10 protein-coding genes are annotated in these 17,441 nt (G+C 29.9%); 1 reads left to right on the top strand and 9 read right to left on the bottom strand.

Going from position 1 to position 17,441, the window contains the following annotated elements; translation table 11 throughout:
* Window positions 1-129: 129 nt before the first annotated feature.
* The 9 genes from C7448_RS05530 to C7448_RS05490 all read right to left on the bottom strand — a co-directional run bounded on the left by C7448_RS05530 (window position 130) and on the right by C7448_RS05490 (window position 14,846).
* A complete protein-coding gene (locus C7448_RS05530) occupies window positions 130-570 on the bottom strand; it encodes a hypothetical protein (RefSeq protein WP_115900380.1) in 441 nt (146 codons plus the stop codon).
* Window positions 571-581: 11 nt separating this feature from the next.
* A complete protein-coding gene (locus C7448_RS05525) occupies window positions 582-7,055 on the bottom strand; it encodes an FG-GAP-like repeat-containing protein (protein ID WP_115900379.1) in 6,474 nt (2,157 codons plus the stop codon).
* 12 nt (window positions 7,056-7,067) lie between these two features.
* Entirely contained in the window at window positions 7,068-8,849 is a 1,782-nt protein-coding gene (locus tag C7448_RS05520; protein WP_115900378.1) for a T9SS type A sorting domain-containing protein, read from the bottom strand.
* A gap of 257 nt (window positions 8,850-9,106) precedes the next feature.
* Window positions 9,107-9,730 carry a JAB domain-containing protein gene (locus tag C7448_RS05515; RefSeq protein ID WP_115900377.1) on the bottom strand — a complete coding sequence of 208 codons (624 nt, stop codon included), beginning with the start codon at window positions 9,728-9,730 and terminating at the stop codon, window positions 9,107-9,109.
* 885 nt (window positions 9,731-10,615) lie between these two features.
* Window positions 10,616-11,824: a primase-helicase family protein gene (locus tag C7448_RS05510; protein ID WP_115900376.1), complete on the bottom strand. Its 1,209-nt coding sequence runs from the start codon at window positions 11,822-11,824 to the stop codon at window positions 10,616-10,618.
* 6 nt (window positions 11,825-11,830) lie between these two features.
* On the bottom strand, window positions 11,831-12,151 hold the full coding sequence (locus tag C7448_RS05505; protein ID WP_115900375.1) for a hypothetical protein: 321 nt from the start codon (window positions 12,149-12,151) through the stop codon (window positions 11,831-11,833).
* 1 nt (window position 12,152) lies between these two features.
* Window positions 12,153-12,446, bottom strand: coding sequence for a helix-turn-helix domain-containing protein (locus tag C7448_RS05500; protein ID WP_115900374.1), 294 nt, complete (start codon window positions 12,444-12,446; stop codon window positions 12,153-12,155).
* Window positions 12,447-12,675: 229 nt separating this feature from the next.
* Entirely contained in the window at window positions 12,676-13,587 is a 912-nt protein-coding gene (locus C7448_RS05495; RefSeq protein ID WP_115900373.1) for a hypothetical protein, read from the bottom strand.
* Window positions 13,588-13,601: 14 nt separating this feature from the next.
* Window positions 13,602-14,846, bottom strand: a complete 1,245-nt coding sequence (locus C7448_RS05490) for a tyrosine-type recombinase/integrase (RefSeq protein WP_115900372.1) — start codon at window positions 14,844-14,846, stop codon at window positions 13,602-13,604.
* A 419-nt stretch (window positions 14,847-15,265) separates the two neighbouring features.
* Between C7448_RS05490 and C7448_RS05485 the strand changes: the two genes are divergently transcribed.
* A complete protein-coding gene (locus tag C7448_RS05485; RefSeq protein ID WP_115900371.1) occupies window positions 15,266-17,398 on the top strand; it encodes a S46 family peptidase in 2,133 nt (710 codons plus the stop codon).
* Window positions 17,399-17,441: the final 43 nt, after the last annotated feature.

Genomic DNA, 17,441 nt, shown 5'->3' with positions numbered 1-17,441 from the left:
AGTTTCAAAATTAACTATTTTCTCCTTTTACACTAAAAGAATCTTCTCAATAGTTACAGTAGAACTGTTTACTACATACTTTATCTTTAGGTATTTTTCATATGAGAATATTCTTACGGAACAAATATCTTATTTTGTATTTATTATAAACTCCGATTTTAGGTCTACTTTCCTTTGCTTATTACTTATTCTAACATACCCAGTATAACTGATCTCTAATCTATAATTGATTTCTTTTTTTAAATTATAGAGATCATATAGATTAAATAAACCATCTACTAAAAAATCATCACAAGGGGATATTTCTACATACTGTGGCTTACAATCCAAGTTCGGATGATATATTTTTATTGGAAATATTTCATTTTTTTCAGAACTTTTAAAAACCCTTAATTTATAAAAACGTTTACATTTAGGGTTACTAATCTTAATTGTTTCATTCCCTTTATTTATAAATAATACCTTTACAAACCCGTTATTATTTAATGATGCTTCAAAATGTAACTTTTCTTTAAAAGAATCTTTATTAAGAAAGTTAATCATTAATATTACTAATATTATTTTTTTCATATTCTTTATGTTTAAAATCTCTTAGGTAAAGTATACCACCATTTATTCTTTAATACTCCTTTAGCATACCAAACAGGATTATAGGGAGCCTCATTTAACATAACTGTATTGCCATACTCCCAAATATTGACCCATTCAGGATTACTTTCAAAATACTTTAATCTTTTTAAGGTTTTTATTCCTATATTCATTTCCCCACTTCTCTTTATGGCTTCTTTATAACCAGAAGTTCCATCATAATTATTCCATTCAGCTCTACCATAAATTTTCAAAACTTTTTCTCCATTGTGTACAGCTATATCATTAATATAGTGACCATATTCGTGAGCCATAGTAGATTTTAAAATATCCGAAGATTCAAAAGCATCAATTCCTATCCCTATACTCCCATCTGTATTGGTTACTCCTAAATGTTCTAATTCAGAGTCATAATAATAGTTTGGACCTTCTAACTTATAAGTGTCTTGCACATAGTTCATAGCGCTCTTATATTTTCCTGTTTTTATATATTTTTTTAACACCCCTTCATTAGTTCTAAAACCATGCCCTTTAATAGCATTTTGAGTTGCTTCAATTCCAGAAGTTACAGTTGCAAACGCTGCTCCCCATAAAGCTCCTGATTTTAAACCATTCCATATATTGTTTCCCCACACAACAGAGTTAAGAACACCTACCGCTGCACCTTGAACTGCCCCCATTAATACATTAGACAAAAAACCTCCCCCTCCTATCTGACCTAATGCACCTCCAACAGCTCCAACAAAGGCTCCTTTCAAAAAACCTTGATACCAAGGCTTTCCTTGGCTAACAGCTTGTGATGCTCCCACAACACCGCCAAAAACAGCAGATGCAATAACAACCATCCAAAAAATCTCCCCACTTGGATCAGTGAATTTAAGCGGATTATTCCAAACATACCCAAAACGATTAAAACTTTGCGTACTAAAAGGTTCTTGCATGTAATTATCAGGAGACAAAAAACGACCTAACTTCGCATCATACATACGCCCATTCATATGTATTAAAGCCACTCCCATAAAGTGTTCATGCCCTGTATAGCCTCTATTTATTAGAGTTGTATCGTGTTCATAATCAATTTCACTATTTAAACTTTTAAACTTATCTACTTCTCCCCATGCTCCAAATTGACGTTGTTCTTGTACTGTTCCATCACTCTTAGTTATAGCCAGAACGCTACTTAAATAATCTCTATGTAAATAGTGATAGCCATTAGCACTACCCGAAGCTGTTTGTTTTACATGCATTAAGGGTGCTGAATAGGCATCTCCACCTATATAGGTAATAATTTTTGTGTTTCCTTGCTTATCTACTTCTATTTCAACTGGAGTTATTGCTGAATAGTGTTTTTGATACCTACGATGTAGCTTATTATCTTCATTTCCTCCGTAATAGGCGTGACTCCTGTTTTGTAATAAACCATATTCAAAATCTACTTTAGCTTTATCCTTTACTGAAATTGATATAGGCTTTTTATAAGCATTGTATTTAATTTTTTGCAAAGGGTGATTTTGATAATATAAATCTCCTTGAGTATTTAAGTCTACTTCTTGTAAACGATACGAAGTAGTACTACCATAATTATACGTTCCTAATACTGAATTGGAAGTAATACGACCTCGACCGTCGTATTCTTGTGCTCTACTTACCGAACCAGAAATATTGGTTAAACGATCTAAGTTATCATAACTAAAGTTTTCATTCCAGCCTAAATTATTGTTCTTTCTAGTGTTTAAATTCCCTCGAACTGTGTTAAAACTATAATCAAGATGTAAGGCTTTTTTTGATGCATCAGAAGTTTGGTCTAATATTTTTGTCAAAAAACCATATTGGTCATAGGTTCTTTTCTTAATCATGCCATTACCTAACAATACTTCTTTTGCCTGTCCTCTTTCATTTACTTCTTTAATTTTCCATAAAATAGTATTCGCGTTGTAATCTTGTATTTCTGTTAAAACACCTGAGTTTGCATCATATACGTTTTTAACTTTAACTGTACTACTTATGCTGTTTCCTAAGTTTTTACTAATATAAGTCTCAACATTCACTCTACCATATGAATCCCTTATTACTTGATGTTCGAAGTATGCTTTGCCATTTTGTTCTTTAGTTTTATAAGGTCTTTTCTGACTATCATATAGGTAAGTGTATAAGTAATCTTCATTAGTTCTAACATTTTTTCCTCGTATATATTCTAACAAGTTATCGGCATTGTATTCATACTTCAGAGATATGTTTGTTTCATCTCCTTTTATATCCTTTGTTATAATCTTACCATACTCATCATAATCGTATTTTGTATATCCTTTTGGAGTGGTTTCCTTTAAAACTTCCCCAATACTGTTGTATTCATAAGTGTATACACCAGCAGAGGGATCTGTTAGTTTTGTTTTTCTTCCCCAACCATCTATTTCAGTGCTTACTACATGACTACCATAGTTAGCAGATTTCATTACTCCATTACCATAATATGAATAAGTAATAGTTCCGCCAGGGTCTTCCATTTTAACAATATTACCACTACCATCTTTGGTTGTCTTTACTGTTTTAGCACCATCATCAACTGTAGTTCTTAAACCACTATAACTAATGTTAGCTACTAAACCGTTAAAACTAGTTCTAGCTATTGCTCGACCATAATCATCATATGAAGTGGTATTCCATTGACTTGGAAAGCTGAAATATGGTTCACTTTCCTTTATAACTCTTCCAACAACATCATATTGCACACTTTTGTATGTCCACTTATTATTAAGCCCTAACCTACCTCTTTTGGTAACCCAACCCAAAGCATTATATTCTTCAATCTCATCAGCTCCTTGCGGGTAGTTGGTTGTTTTTTTCAACCCACCTCCACTTAGTTTGGTATAAGAAAAAGTTGTTATTTTTCCTAAGTAATTTTTTTCTGAAATTAAACGATTCCAGCCATCATAGGTAAATGTAGTAATTTGATTGTACGGGTTGGTTGTCGTTAATGGGTTACCAAAAACATCATAAGTAAACTTGGTTACTTGTCGCTCTATATCAGTTGATTCAGTCAAAAAACGTTTCGTCTCATCATACTTGAATTCTTCTTTTCTTGCTACAACATCTCCGCTTGGAGTTAGTGTTTTTTCAGTCACATTACCGTAAGCATCGTAGGTAAAGTTTTCTGTATTCCAAGAAGTGCTATTTCCTTTTACTTTTTGTTGCGTTAAAAGATTGTTACTATATACATATTCTTCTTCAGTTGTAAAAACATTCCCTCCAATAGTATTGGTTTTTACTTTTTTTACAAGCCTACCTACATGATAATATTCATTGTTTACAGAACTATTATTACTGTATGCATATGTAATATTTTTACTACCTCCGTTATAAGTTGTATATTCTGTTAATGGATTTTTATAGGAATTATAGGTTAATGTTTTTGTTGTGGTTACTCCTGTTAAAGCATCATGTTGTACTATTTTTGTAGGAGTTATGGTAAACACCTTATTGTTTGCTAAATTTGAACTGTAGGTATTTGAGGTTTTAGATATGTAATTACTTCCTTCGTTATAGGAAGTAGAAACCCACTGTTCTGTGAGTGCCCCTTTTTTTAAAGGGTCATATTTTGAAATTGTCCATAACGTACTTACACCATTTCCATACCAATTACTCCGTTTTGTTTTTATAAAACCCTGAAACCCTATGTCTACATTAGATACTGCACCTTCGTACCTAAAATCTTGATAACGCTTAACACCAGCACCTTCCTCTATTAGTTTTTTTACCAACTGAAATGAAGGTGATTTATTAACATTTATGTAAGGATAAATTTGATTATAACTTTCAGTATAAACTATTGGTTCATAATTATTTTCTGGCATTCCTAAACGTTCATATTCCACAGTTGTTTTAACACCATTATTTGTTGCACTCTTTAATAAAACATCTTTTCGGTGGTCTTTCAAATATTTATATGCATATAATGTGTTTCCATAGATATACGAATACTCAGATTTATCATCAACCCCATCTATATCTAGATATAAACTAACATCATCTTTGCTATAAAAATCTTCATCTAACTCTTTCGTAAGGATCTTTTTGAAATTTTCATTTCCTGAATTTTCATAATAATGCAAATATGACTTTTGAGGCTTACCAGGAACAGGAACTTGTTTTATTATATTTGAATTATATGGAGAAATAGTATAATGTTGCATTATATCAGACTTTCCATCATTATTAAAATCGTTAGCATAATACTTCCCTATATATAAAGGGTTAATAATCAACCAACCGTTAACAATCGTTTTTACTTCTCCTACATAAGTTTTAAAATAATATACAACATCTTTCTCATACTTATAAAATCCATTCTCACCTTTTGAAATAAAAAATTTCCAAGTACTAGTTTTATCTTTAGTTGGTATTGCAAAATCTGTTTTTCCATCTCCATTATAGTCTCCTGGTAAAATGGAATAATCAGTATTAATTATTGGGTCTGATTCCTCATATAATAACTCTAAATTATTATTATCATTTAATGTGTAAACATAAATTTTACCATCAGAAACATGAATTATATCTACTTTACCATCCCCATTATAATCTCCTGGTATTATTAAGTCATTTAAACTTACTCCTTTTCTTAAGTATCCTGAAACTTTTGCGAAATTTGAATTTACATCTCTTTTTAAATCAATAAAATGAACTTTTGCATTATATTTATTTTGAGTATAAGTATCACACTCACAACACTCTTCAATAGGCAACCTAGCTTCTTCTACATTACTATTCTCTATTTTTTCTTTTTCCTCTGAAGTCTTCAAAGGAATAGGTTCGTCTAAACCACCTCCACAATCTCTTTTTTGATAACATGTTCTTGAGGTGTAAGGTTTATCAATTGCAATAACATCTGTTAGCCCATCTCCATTAAAATCTCCTGTTACATATTTTTTAGGAATAGTGTAATAATGAGTACTTCCACAATAGCTATCACTTCTATATTTATTTGTATTCCAAACTTTATCATATTGATGAACAGGTCCATAAGCAGCCATAGCAAAAGTTCTAAACCTTATCGATGAGTTAGTAGAAGTAGAGCTCGCTGTTTCACTAACTGTTGTGATAGCTTGTTGAGTTAAGATTTTATTATTATGAGATAAGATAGTGTTAGAAAACACATCTTCAAACTTTCCTGTAGCTATTTCATATGCCAAGTTATAGCTTGAGTTCTTAAACACATCTTGATAAACATATAATTTATCTTTTTTAGTCGGGTCAAAAATTAGAAAATCTGATTTCAAGTCACCATCAAAATCACCTCCAACCATTTTTGATTTTTTAATATCTATTGAAGTGGTTGAATATAATTTAGAACTATAAATATCTAATGTATTTGATGTATTCTCATAATTAAAGGTAATAGGATTTAAACCTTTATTTTCAGAATTGTATTCTTTCACTGAGGTTAACCGTTGGTAACCTAAAGATGTTGAACTATGATTCAGTTCATATTTTCTATACTGGTTACCACTAGAAGTAACTTGAATATTTTTTAACAAATTAGTTCTCTTAAAATGATTTCCTCCTACATAAACACTTTCTGATCTAGTTCTCGTAGTATATGTGAAGTTTATTTGATTCATTGGTGATGTCCCACCAACTCTTCCTCCATAATTAATTGTTTTTATGCTTAATAATCCATTATCTGATTGGTAATTATAATCTATATAATTACCTTGTGGATCACGCGATCTAAAAATAGCCCATTCTAATCTACTCCTTGAATTTCCTGATTTTCCATACCAAGTTCTAGTTCCGTTTGGATAATATACAATAAAGTATTCAGGACCATAAGAAACTCCGTAAGGGGATGTTCCATGAGCAACTACTTTGATGTTTGAATAATTTTCTGTTTGGTACACAGAACCATTTGCTCCATAAGTGCCCGATTTTAAAATTAAGCGTTGTCCATCAAGAGAAAAACGATCACTTTTAAAATCAATTCCGTCATGTTTATCATCATAATACTTTGTGGCGGGTATTCTACTAATTGTGGACAACCCTGACACGTTCCACCCCCATCCTGCTAAACCATTGGCTCCTTGACCTGAATAACTAACACTAATATTAGGTACTACATCTTTAATGCCAGGAGGTACCATTATAGGTATTGAGTAACTTGCTGCACCTGTTAAAGAAACAGATAAACTACCTGCGGTGCTTCCTGCTTCTGTTGTAATTACAGGGTCGGGATCTATTGGGTCTGGGTCAACACATTCTCCCGTATCGGGATCTACAAGACAAGGTTCTTCTATCCTTATGTTATTGGAGTTTAATAGCTCATTAGGGCTTTTCTTTGTTTTTAATTTTATCTTTTTATACTTTATTTTAACAGAAGAGTTGCCTCCTACTACATTAGGGTCTTGTGCATTAGAAAATTGTATTCCTACAAACAATAAAAATAAAACACAGGTGTATAAATTTCTTTTCATTTTCTTAAACTTTTACTTTTTAACAATTTTTTTTGTAATACTTTTTCCTTTATTTAAATGAATATGAACAAAATACATTCCTACTGCCATAGTACTCATATCTAATTGAATACTACTACTTGTTACTTTAATGTTTTTTAATAAAACTGAATTTGAATTGTATAGTTTTATAGAGTGTAGATTATTTAACAAATCATCACTTAAATTGAGAGTGGCATAATTTGATGTTGGATTTGGGTAAATACGTACATCATTATTGAATACCTCTTTTTCCTTTTCTACATCTTCTTTCTCATCATCATTACTCACAATTATTGAAGAAGGAGTTTCTTCCTCTTCTTTTACTTTTTTAGCAGCTGGAGGCGCACAATATGAAGGGTCCCCACAATAAAAAGTTTGTGTTTGATTTCCCGCTACATCATAAGATACAATTAATTTTGATTCATTATTTATTCTTAATAAATCTTCGATTGTTGGTTCATTCCCATTTATTCTATCTATTCTAGGGGCATAAAAATATTGTCTATCTAGTATATTTGTATCATAATACAAATATGAACGGTGTCTTAAAGCTGTTACTGTATTTTTAAGTTTATAATCAGTTATTGTTCTTATTTTTTTTCCTGTAGTACCGTCATAAATACCACCTGTATTTGTTGTTCCTGTATGACTACTTTTATGAACGTAGCCTACAATTAAATACCATCTATTTAATTTAGGTAAATCACCAGACCAGAAATAAGGATTTTTATTATATGTCCCATCAAGTTTTAAAGAACCTTCATTATTGGCGTAAAAACCTAAATAAGTTGACCCATAATTAGAATTTGTTTTTTTTATCCATACACTAAAACGATAAGACATATCATCTGATGCATTAATCCATCCAGTACACCAACCACCATCAGCATCGCTAGCCGATCCAGGAACAGCTTTCCATAATACAACTTCTTCTCCTACATGATTTTTTCCTAACTCTCTTACATTTTCATTTTCAGCTCCATTTCTAGTAAACCCTGTAGTACTACCTGTTCCTACAGCCCAAGTAGAATAATCTAACATATTTGATGGATCATTACTTTTATTTAGCCCTAACAATTCTTGAACAGATGGTTCATTTCCATCTACTAACTCCATTCTTGGTGCGTAGAAATACTGACTATCAGAGGTGTTTGTGTCATAATATAAATATGTTCGATGCCTTAACTTTGTTGTAGAGGAAGAAAATTTATAATCAGTAATATTCACAACTTTATTTCCTGTGAGAGGATCATAAATTCCACCGTAGTTTAAACCTGAATTATAATTGCTTCCATGAACATACCCTACTAACATATACCATTTATTGAGTTGGGGTAAATCTCCTGCCCAAAAATAAGGATTCTGCCTTATGTCTCCATTTAACTTTAAAATGGTATAATTGTGTAGACTCATATCTGAGCTACTTTGCCACTCTTGACAACCAAAATAACTACTCCCATCATTTGAGTTTGTCTTTTTTAACCAAACAACTAAGCGATAGGTTTTTGTATGATCTATGTTTGAATAAGAAGAGTTCCAGCCACCGTCAGCATTACTAGAAGCATCAGGGGTAGCTTTCCATAGTAATACACTTGCTCCTTCAGGTCCAATTCCATATTCTCTACTATTTTCTGAAGTAGTACCATTCTGACTAAAACCAGATACAGAACCTGTACCAACTGTCCACGAACTAGTATTCAGTAAATTTTGAGAATTTGCAGTAAAAAAAGTTATACAACAGAGTATAACCACATAAGGTAGTCTTGTTTTCATAGAATTTTTTTTAAAAATCGTATAAATGTAATCTTATTTTCAAAAAAAACAAACTTATTTTCATGATAAACAGCAACTTACTAACAAGATACACTATAAAGGCATTTGTAATCATGAAAAACAAAGAGATTCATATTTTTAGCTACATCTACTATTTTAAACCAAATAGAGATGTTTTTAACGTTACAGTAAAGGAAGGTATATTAAATTGTAGTATAACTCTTAAAAGATAATTTTTAACTCATTGAAGTAATTTGTTACTTCTTTTTAACACGCAACTTCTCCACCTCTTCGATAGTAAGACCTGTGGAGTCTGCAATGGTACCTGTATCAATACCTTTCCTTTTCAAGTTTTTAGCTATTTCTATTTTTTCATTACGTTTAGCAATTTCAGCAGCCTCTTTTTTAAGACGTTGCTCTAGTACATATTTAGGTACGTATTTAGTACTTTTCTCTAACTCTTGTAAAAGACCAGTATTAGCAAAACTCAAATAGCTTTTATCAGAAATAATTAAATGATCTATTACACGTGTATTTACTATAATACCTACTTGTATTAATCTATCTGTTAGGTTTTTGTCATTGTCTGACGGAGTTAATTCACCACTTGGGTGGTTATGACATAACATAATTTTTACAGCTCTTTTTTGCAATGCAAGACTAAAAACTTCCATAGGTTCTACCAAAGTAGCATTGATAGTACCTAAGCTTATTAACTCAATAAAAAGAATACGGTTGTTGTTTTCTAGCCCTACAACCCAAAAGTGTTCACGGTTTTGGTCTATCTTACTTTCACGAAGTAATATTTTTTGCATTATTCCGTAAATATCATCGGAATTTAAGATTTTTATCTTTTCTTGTTCTGTCAATTTTATATCCATAAAAACAAAAATAAGATTTTATTTTGTTTCTTTTTACTGTAAATTATGCTCATTAATTATATATTAAATATTGTGTATAATAGTGCCATTCTTATCACAGGAATTAGTTATTGCTCCTTTTTACGTTTCATTGCGTCTCTTAAAAATCTTTTTTTCTCTTAGGATTGCATCATTTTATTTATACTCTTACGTTAAACATATTAATATCATTTATCATAGAAACTATTCCGTAAGTTGGTTTACATATGAGAGAATATAACTTTTATGTTTTCTTGCGCTTTTTGCGTGTATGCTCTTTTGTGTTGCTCTAAAAACCATCAAAAGTATAGCTAATACCATTTAAAAAGCTATAAACAAACACATTACATATGTTTTAAAAACATAATTTACAATTTTGCGTTTATCGTTGCTCTTTTTGCTTAATCCTGAAATACATTTACCGCATTATTTAATTCTTCCTTTTTTAAGGTTTCCTCATTGATTGGTTTTCTCTTGCATTTAAAGCTCTGTTTTAATTATTATGATGTATCATAACAGTTAATGCAATAGTAAGTCAGTTTGTACATAGGTGTATAGTTCCTGTAGCATAATTATCCTTTTTATATTTCTTGGTAGCCGTTGTAATTTTCTTTTGACAGGTGACTTTGCACTTTCTTGCGTTTTTTATTCAATTTGCGCAATTAACGCAAAACGTAATAATTAACTTAATTAAGAAAGAAACTAATAATTAAATTTTTGTTGCTGTGTTGAACAATAACTATAACCCTATATAAGAGAAGGGTTACAGATTCAACAAAAAATCAACAGTTGGTCAACATGCATTTTTTGCGTTTTGTGTTGACTAACTGTTGAACTCTTGTTTACCTCTGAATGTTGCTATTTTACTCACGAATGGGTTACTTTGTCAACAGTCAACGAGCTGTCTATGAAATCACTTTTTAAAAACTCATAGTACCTCCCTTTTTTTATTTCAAAATCAACTATTGTTTTTTGTGAAGTATTTAGAGTAAAATAGAATTTTTTATAACTTCCATTAAAAGGTTCTAACTTATAATCGTCTTTCAAGCTTTTTGAAATTTTTGACCGAGTGGTTCTTAATCCTTTACTTAACTTTTCAAATAAATCTGTTGCGGTGTAACGCAAAACATCAACTTCAAACGCAATGAAATCATCTGTTATAATTTCTTTTATTTCCTGACTTAAATATGTTTTGTTTCCTTTTACAACTTTATCTAACGCAGGCGTATAAATCTGTTGTTTTGTAAACCACATTCTTGTTTTTCTTTCTGAAACAATTTTTCGTTTATTCAAGAAATGCAAAAAATGAGGAATTTCTTTTTTTAACTTCTCCAACATATCTACATCTTCAACTTGAAAAGAGTTTACTTTAATTATCCAATAGCGAATTTCGTTTTCATCTATTTGAATAAAATTTTCTTCATTATTAGAACACAATATAAACTTACCAAAGAAATTGGTTTCTAATTTGTCTTTTCCTTTAGATTCAATTTTATACGTGCCCGCAGTAGAAAGGTTTTTAATTCGTTCACTATCTTCTCTTCTATCTAAAAGAACTTCATCGACTGAAATAATTAGTTTAGATGCCCAGTCGCTATTAAATCGACTTCTAAAATCCTCATTTTTATTAATAGTCATATTACCTTGAAATATAAGTTTCAACCATTTTAAAAATGAAGTTTTCCCTGTGTTCCGAGAATTGCTAACCAAACATAAAATAGGTAAAATTTGCGTTGGAATTTGCCATAATATTGTAAGATAATCTAAACCTAACTCATATTGTTCTCCAAAAATATGTTTCAAAAACTCCTTTGTTTTATCAAACTTACCTTCCTCTAAATTATATTCTAACTTTTCATATTGATTATAAAAAGAATTTATCTCTTGTTTATAATTTTGATGATCTGGGATAGTAATAAAGCCATCATACTTCTTGATTGATTGCAAAAAGTCTTTGCCTTTATCTGTAATTATTTCACCTTTTGACCATTTAAGCAATGTTCTATTTGCGTCTCCACTATAAAGCGGTACACTACAGATCTTGTAATAATCTGTACCTATTCTAACATAATCCATAACAACCTATAGTTTAAAGTTTAGCACTACTCTATTAGGACTTACATCATGTTTCCAATCGAAAAAGATATTTGCTCCTGTTAATGACTTATCTTTTTTAAAATTAGAGTCAATTTCTTGTTCTAAAAGTTGCCATTTAAACCTCGGATTATTTCCTATCAAACCTTTAATCTTATCTATTTCATTAGTATAAAATTCTAAATGTTTACTTAACAGAAAATCTGATACTCTGTTGACTTTCAATTTGTACATTTCTGACTGAAGATTATCAGCTATAAGAATCAAATTAGTGTTAAAGAACTCACTTTGCATATTAAAATCTTCCATACTATCTACGATATTTTAAAGATTTAACCTCCTTTAATGTATTCTCCAAAGCTTCAAGGTTTATAACAATTCTTCTTCCAATTTTTGAGGCATCAATCACTCCTTTTTTAATGTAGTTTCTTATCGTAAGTTCTGTAACGTTTAACCTTTTTGCTGCTTCTTTAACCGTTACATTTTCTTTTTTTGGATTTAACTTACTGTTGATTAAATCTTCTAATGGATTGATTCTTGTTGATACAGCTGTATCAATTATACCTATAAGTTCTTCGGGTGTTGTTACTATTATATTTTTCATAATATGTTTTTTTATTTTAATTAATATTTAAAAACATATCATATTCAGTAATTACTAATATCCATGGATTGAATATTTATGTTTTATTACCGCAAAGATTATTGGTTTAATGGTAAAATTAAAGAAGATGGAGTAAGCTCGGGGGAAGCTTGGAGTAAAACAACAAATTAAATTTCAATAACTTAAACAATATTTAATTAATAAAATCAGTAACTTTTGGAGTAAAAAATTATATTTTTGAAAGCTGATTGTATAAATATTGTGAGAATACTTTCAGTTCATAGGCTTCACATTTATCTATTAAAATATTTAATTTATTTCTCTTTTCTTTCTTCGAGACACTATAGTAATCATACCCTTTATGATATTTTTCATAAACAGTATCTTTAACTTTTTCGAGTCTTTTATCTGTAAATACCCCACAAGAAATTTTTAAAATTAGAGTTAATTCATAAACTGATAACTTCTTTTCTTGTGATCTTTCATGTTTAAACAAATAATGTATTAAAATAAATTTTTCCTCTTCGGTAAAAGGATTTTCATGTTTTTCTTTATTCAAGTTAACATTCTTTGTTTCTGCTTTTTTATCAACTTCTTGTGAAGTAAAGTTTTCTTTATTTTTATTTTCAGAAGTTTCTAAATGCTTTTTACTTATAGTCAATACATTTAAATCATCTTTAATATACTTTATATTAAAAAATTCATTTGCTTTTTCTTCATCTAATAAAGAATAAAAAAGCTTTCTATTTTCGTTCAAAAAGCTTCTATAACTATGAAGAGTTAAGGACTTTGAAAAACACTGAATGAAATGACTAAAGTTTTTATACTGAGAACATTTTCCATTACTTAAAAAATATTGATACACATCTCTGTTTATTATATTTTCTACTCTATTAAATTTATACTCTTTACCATACATATAACCTAAGGATATACCAGTTAAAGATGATTCCTTCATACCTATATTATCCTTTTCTTTAAGATCATTAACCCTTCTTTGAATTTCGCTGTTATACTTAGAGTATAAATCATTTGCCATTTCAGGAGATCCATAGTCTTTTTCAATTCTTTCTGTAATAACTTTTTTAAAAGCAGAAAGTTCTTCATTGTATAGTTTTATAAACTCTTTTCCGTAATTCATTATTTACTATTCTTTTAAAATTTTATATCAAAAGTTTCATTTACAGCATCTTTAACATCTTCATTTGAAACTTGGTAATATTGATTTAGTGTTTTCATATCATTATGTCCAGAAATTTCCGCTATTAGTTTATCACTCTTACCATTTCTTTTCATCATAGTAATAAAGGTTCTTCTAGCTGTATGAGAACTTATTCTCTTGTAAAAAGGCATTTCTTCTCGTATTACTTCTTTACCTCTAGTAGAAGTTTTCATAACATTATGAGTATAGCCCGCTTCTTCAAAAACATCTTTTATATAATCATTGTATTTCTGATTAGCAATTATTGGCAAAGTATAATCATATTTATCTAAAACATGTAAGGCAATACTACTCAAAGGAATCTCTCTACTCTTTTTACCTGACCCTTTTTCTTCTTTAAGTAATAATGTTTTCCCGTCTATAATATTTTTAGAAACAAACTTTAATTCACCAAACCTCATACCTGTAACACATGAAAAGATAAAAACATCCTTCACACGTTCTAATTTCTTAGAAGGCATCTCAGATTTTAACAAAATCTCTAAATCTTCTTTTCTAAGAGCTATCTGATTTGTAATAACTTTAGGCTTCTTCTTAAAACTTATAAAATCTGCTTTATAGGTATAACCATTTTTCAAAGCCCAAAAAAGAAAAGTTTTAACCAACCCAACGTTTCTGGTAAATGTATTATTAATATGCCCTCTGTTTACCATACAAAAATCGGTAAACTCAGTATAAAATTTTTGGTTAATCGTGTCAAATGTGATTTTGTACTTTTTTGTTTTTTCAAAATCTTCTAGTAAAGCTTTGATATTATTATATCTTTTTATCGTTGCTTTAGACCATTCTTGATTTTTTTGCTTAAAAGACATGAACTCTTCATAGGCTTCATAAAATTTATTTTTTCCAGCAGTAACTCTTTTAAATTCTTTATCAAATTCTTGTCTAATTTTCTCAACGGTTAACTCTTGATTTGTATTCTTATAAGTTTCCGTAATGAGCAAAAACAAATTAGAATACCTATCTAATTGTCTTTTTATAGTCCTATGACTATCTGCTTGCGAAGTTCTTCCTGTTAAATTACTAGGCTGTCTATTTTTAAAATCCCATTCCTTTGGATGAATAGACTCACCTGTTGAGTAAACAAATCTTTTTCCTTCTTTTTTAAAATAAGCTTTTAAATAAATTAAGGTTAATCCATCTTTCTTTTTATCCTTAAGGTTAAATGTACATGTCATAGCAAATGGGTGTCAATTTAGGTGTCAGTAAAGGTAGTATTTGATATATAATTTACCATAAAATAAATTATAAAAATTTCATAAACCCATTGTTTTCAGTAGACACAGTAAAGGTTTAGCTATAACAAGATAAAAGAAGGTCTATTCTCGGCGTCTCCACAATAATCCCTTACAAGCCTAATTTTGTAAGGGATATTTTTTAAAAAATTATAAAGCTCGTTTCTTCGCTATCTATTGTGTTAAAATTAACATACGTATCCTTATATTTTTTTAACGTTTACTTCCTTATACAAAATAAATTATTGAGTATTTTTACGAGCTGATTCTTTAATTGATTAAAGAACTTAATGTTTTTTAAAAGATGATATTCTAAACTAAAAAACAAAATCAACCTAATTTTTTATTATTCAAACTATATTATGAAAAAAACAAGCCTTTTTTTAATTGCTTTTTTAATCTTACTACCTGCTTCATTGTTCGCCAATGAAGGAATGTGGTTTTTAATGCATATTAAGCGTTTAAACGAACGTGATATGCAAAAAATGGGACTTCAACTAACCGCAGAAGAAATTTACAGTATCAACAATCAAAGCCTTAAAGATGCTATCGTTCAATTTAACGGTGGTTGTACAGCTAGTATTATTTCTGATAATGGATTAGTACTTACAAATCACCATTGTGGTTATAATGCTATTGCAGAATTATCTTCAGAAGAGCAAAATCACCTTAAAAATGGGTACTGGGCTAAAACATTAAAAGACGAGCTTAAACCAGAAAGCCTTTTTGTTCGATTCTTTGTTAGAATGGATGACGTTTCTAAACGTATTTTATCTAATGTAAACGATTCTATGACAGAAAAAGAACGTGAAGCTGCTATTAACAAAGAAATCGCAAAAATAGAACAAGAAAACAACGAAGGTGGTAAATACACTGTTTCTGTACGTTCTTTTTTCCAAGGAAATGAATATTACTATTTTGTATACGAAGATTATAAAGATGTACGATTAGTAGGTACACCTTCTGATAAAGTTGGTAAATACGGTGGAGACACTGATAACTGGGAATGGCCACGTCATACAGGAGATTTTTCTTTATTTAGAGTATATGCGGATGCAGAAGGAAACCCTGCTGAATATTCTGAAAATAACGTACCGCTAAAAGCAAAATACCATTTACCTGTTAATATTAAAGGTGTAAAAGAAAATGATTTTGCAATGATTTTAGGTTATCCTGGTAGAACAAATCGTTGGATGCCTGCAGAAGGAATTGAACAAAACGTAAACTATGCATATCCTGCTTGGGTAGAAGGATCTAAACTTAGCATGGATGTAATGAAAAAATACATGGATAAAGATGCTTCAATAAACTTGATGTATGCATCTCAATATGCTGGTATAGCCAATTACTGGAAAAATAGACAAGGTATGATTGATGCTTTAACAGCTCATAAAACTGCTGAGGCTAAACGTAAAGTTGAAAAAAAATTTGACAAATGGGCTAACAAAAAGTCTAACAAAGCTACTTACGGAAATGTTGTTACTAACATCAACAATTATTACAACTTAACCAACAATAAAGCAAAACATGATAACTACTTAATGTTATTATTACGTTCTAGTAAATTTGCAGTTTTACCATATCGAATAGGTAAAGGATTTGAGTCTTATATTGATGCTAATGAAGCTGCTCGTAAGAATTTAATGCCTAGATTAAATGCCTTTATAGAAAGTAATTATACAAACTATCATCTACCTTTAGAAAAAGAGGTTTTAGCTGAGCAACTTAAATTATATGCTGCTAAAGCAAATTATGAATTACCTGAAATCATAGCTAAAAACAGTGACTTTACTGATTATATCGATGCTATTTTTGAGTTAAGTATTTTTACATCTAAAGAGCGTGTTATGGCTTTCTTAAAGTACCCAAACAAAGAGTTATTAGCTAATGATCCACTATATATCTTATCATCTCAATTACTAGGCAAATACAGAGAGCAACCTGAAAACTTAGTACAACCTTTAAACGATTACCAAAAATCATTTAGATTATTAGTGGATGGTTTACGTAAATCTGGTCTAAGCAATATTAAATATCCAGATGCTAACTCCACTTTACGTTTAACCTACGGAAAAGTAAGAGCTTTACCAAAAGACCCTAGAAACGATGCCAGTATTAATAATTACACAACGTTAAAAGGAATGGTTAAAAAATACAAACCAAACGATAGCGAGTTTGATTTATCTAAAGACATGTTAAATATCTATGAGAAAAAAAATTATGGAAAATATGCTAACAGTAAAGGTGAATTACCTGTAAACTTCTTATCTGATAACGATATTACAGGAGGAAATTCTGGTTCACCTGTTTTAAACGGAAAAGGTGAACTAATAGGACTAGCTTTTGATGGTAATATTGAAGCGATGGCTGGTGATGTTATTTTTGACAAAAACTTACAACGAACTATTAATGTAGACATTCGATATGTACTTTGGTTAATTGACAAGTATGCTGGTGCTAAACGTATTGTAGACGAATTAACTGTTATAGAGTAATCTAAATTAATATGTGTCGTCCTAAAAAAGCGTAACCAATTGG

Origin of the sequence: Tenacibaculum gallaicum, from assembly GCF_003387615.1 — a bacterium.
Lineage (GTDB): Bacteria > Bacteroidota > Bacteroidia > Flavobacteriales > Flavobacteriaceae > Polaribacter > Polaribacter gallaicus.
The sequence above is the reverse complement of the archived record's forward strand: the minus strand, read 5'-3'. Positions and strand labels throughout refer to the sequence as shown.

What these genes read in the sequence shown, in the direction of transcription:
- C7448_RS05530 (WP_115900380.1), bottom strand. Translation starts at nt 570, where the DNA reads ATGAAAAAAATAATATTAGTAATATTAATGATTAACTTTCTTAATAAA.
- C7448_RS05490 (WP_115900372.1), bottom strand. Translation starts at nt 14,846, where the DNA reads ATGACATGTACATTTAACCTTAAGGATAAAAAGAAAGATGGATTAACC.
- C7448_RS05505 (WP_115900375.1), bottom strand. Translation starts at nt 12,151, where the DNA reads ATGGAAGATTTTAATATGCAAAGTGAGTTCTTTAACACTAATTTGATT.
- C7448_RS05510 (WP_115900376.1), bottom strand. Translation starts at nt 11,824, where the DNA reads ATGGATTATGTTAGAATAGGTACAGATTATTACAAGATCTGTAGTGTA.
- C7448_RS05525 (WP_115900379.1), bottom strand. Translation starts at nt 7,055, where the DNA reads ATGAAAAGAAATTTATACACCTGTGTTTTATTTTTATTGTTTGTAGGA.
- C7448_RS05500 (WP_115900374.1), bottom strand. Translation starts at nt 12,446, where the DNA reads ATGAAAAATATAATAGTAACAACACCCGAAGAACTTATAGGTATAATT.
- C7448_RS05495 (WP_115900373.1), bottom strand. Translation starts at nt 13,587, where the DNA reads ATGAATTACGGAAAAGAGTTTATAAAACTATACAATGAAGAACTTTCT.
- C7448_RS05520 (WP_115900378.1), bottom strand. Translation starts at nt 8,849, where the DNA reads ATGAAAACAAGACTACCTTATGTGGTTATACTCTGTTGTATAACTTTT.
- C7448_RS05485 (WP_115900371.1), top strand. Translation starts at nt 15,266, where the DNA reads ATGAAAAAAACAAGCCTTTTTTTAATTGCTTTTTTAATCTTACTACCT.
- C7448_RS05515 (WP_115900377.1), bottom strand. Translation starts at nt 9,730, where the DNA reads ATGGATATAAAATTGACAGAACAAGAAAAGATAAAAATCTTAAATTCC.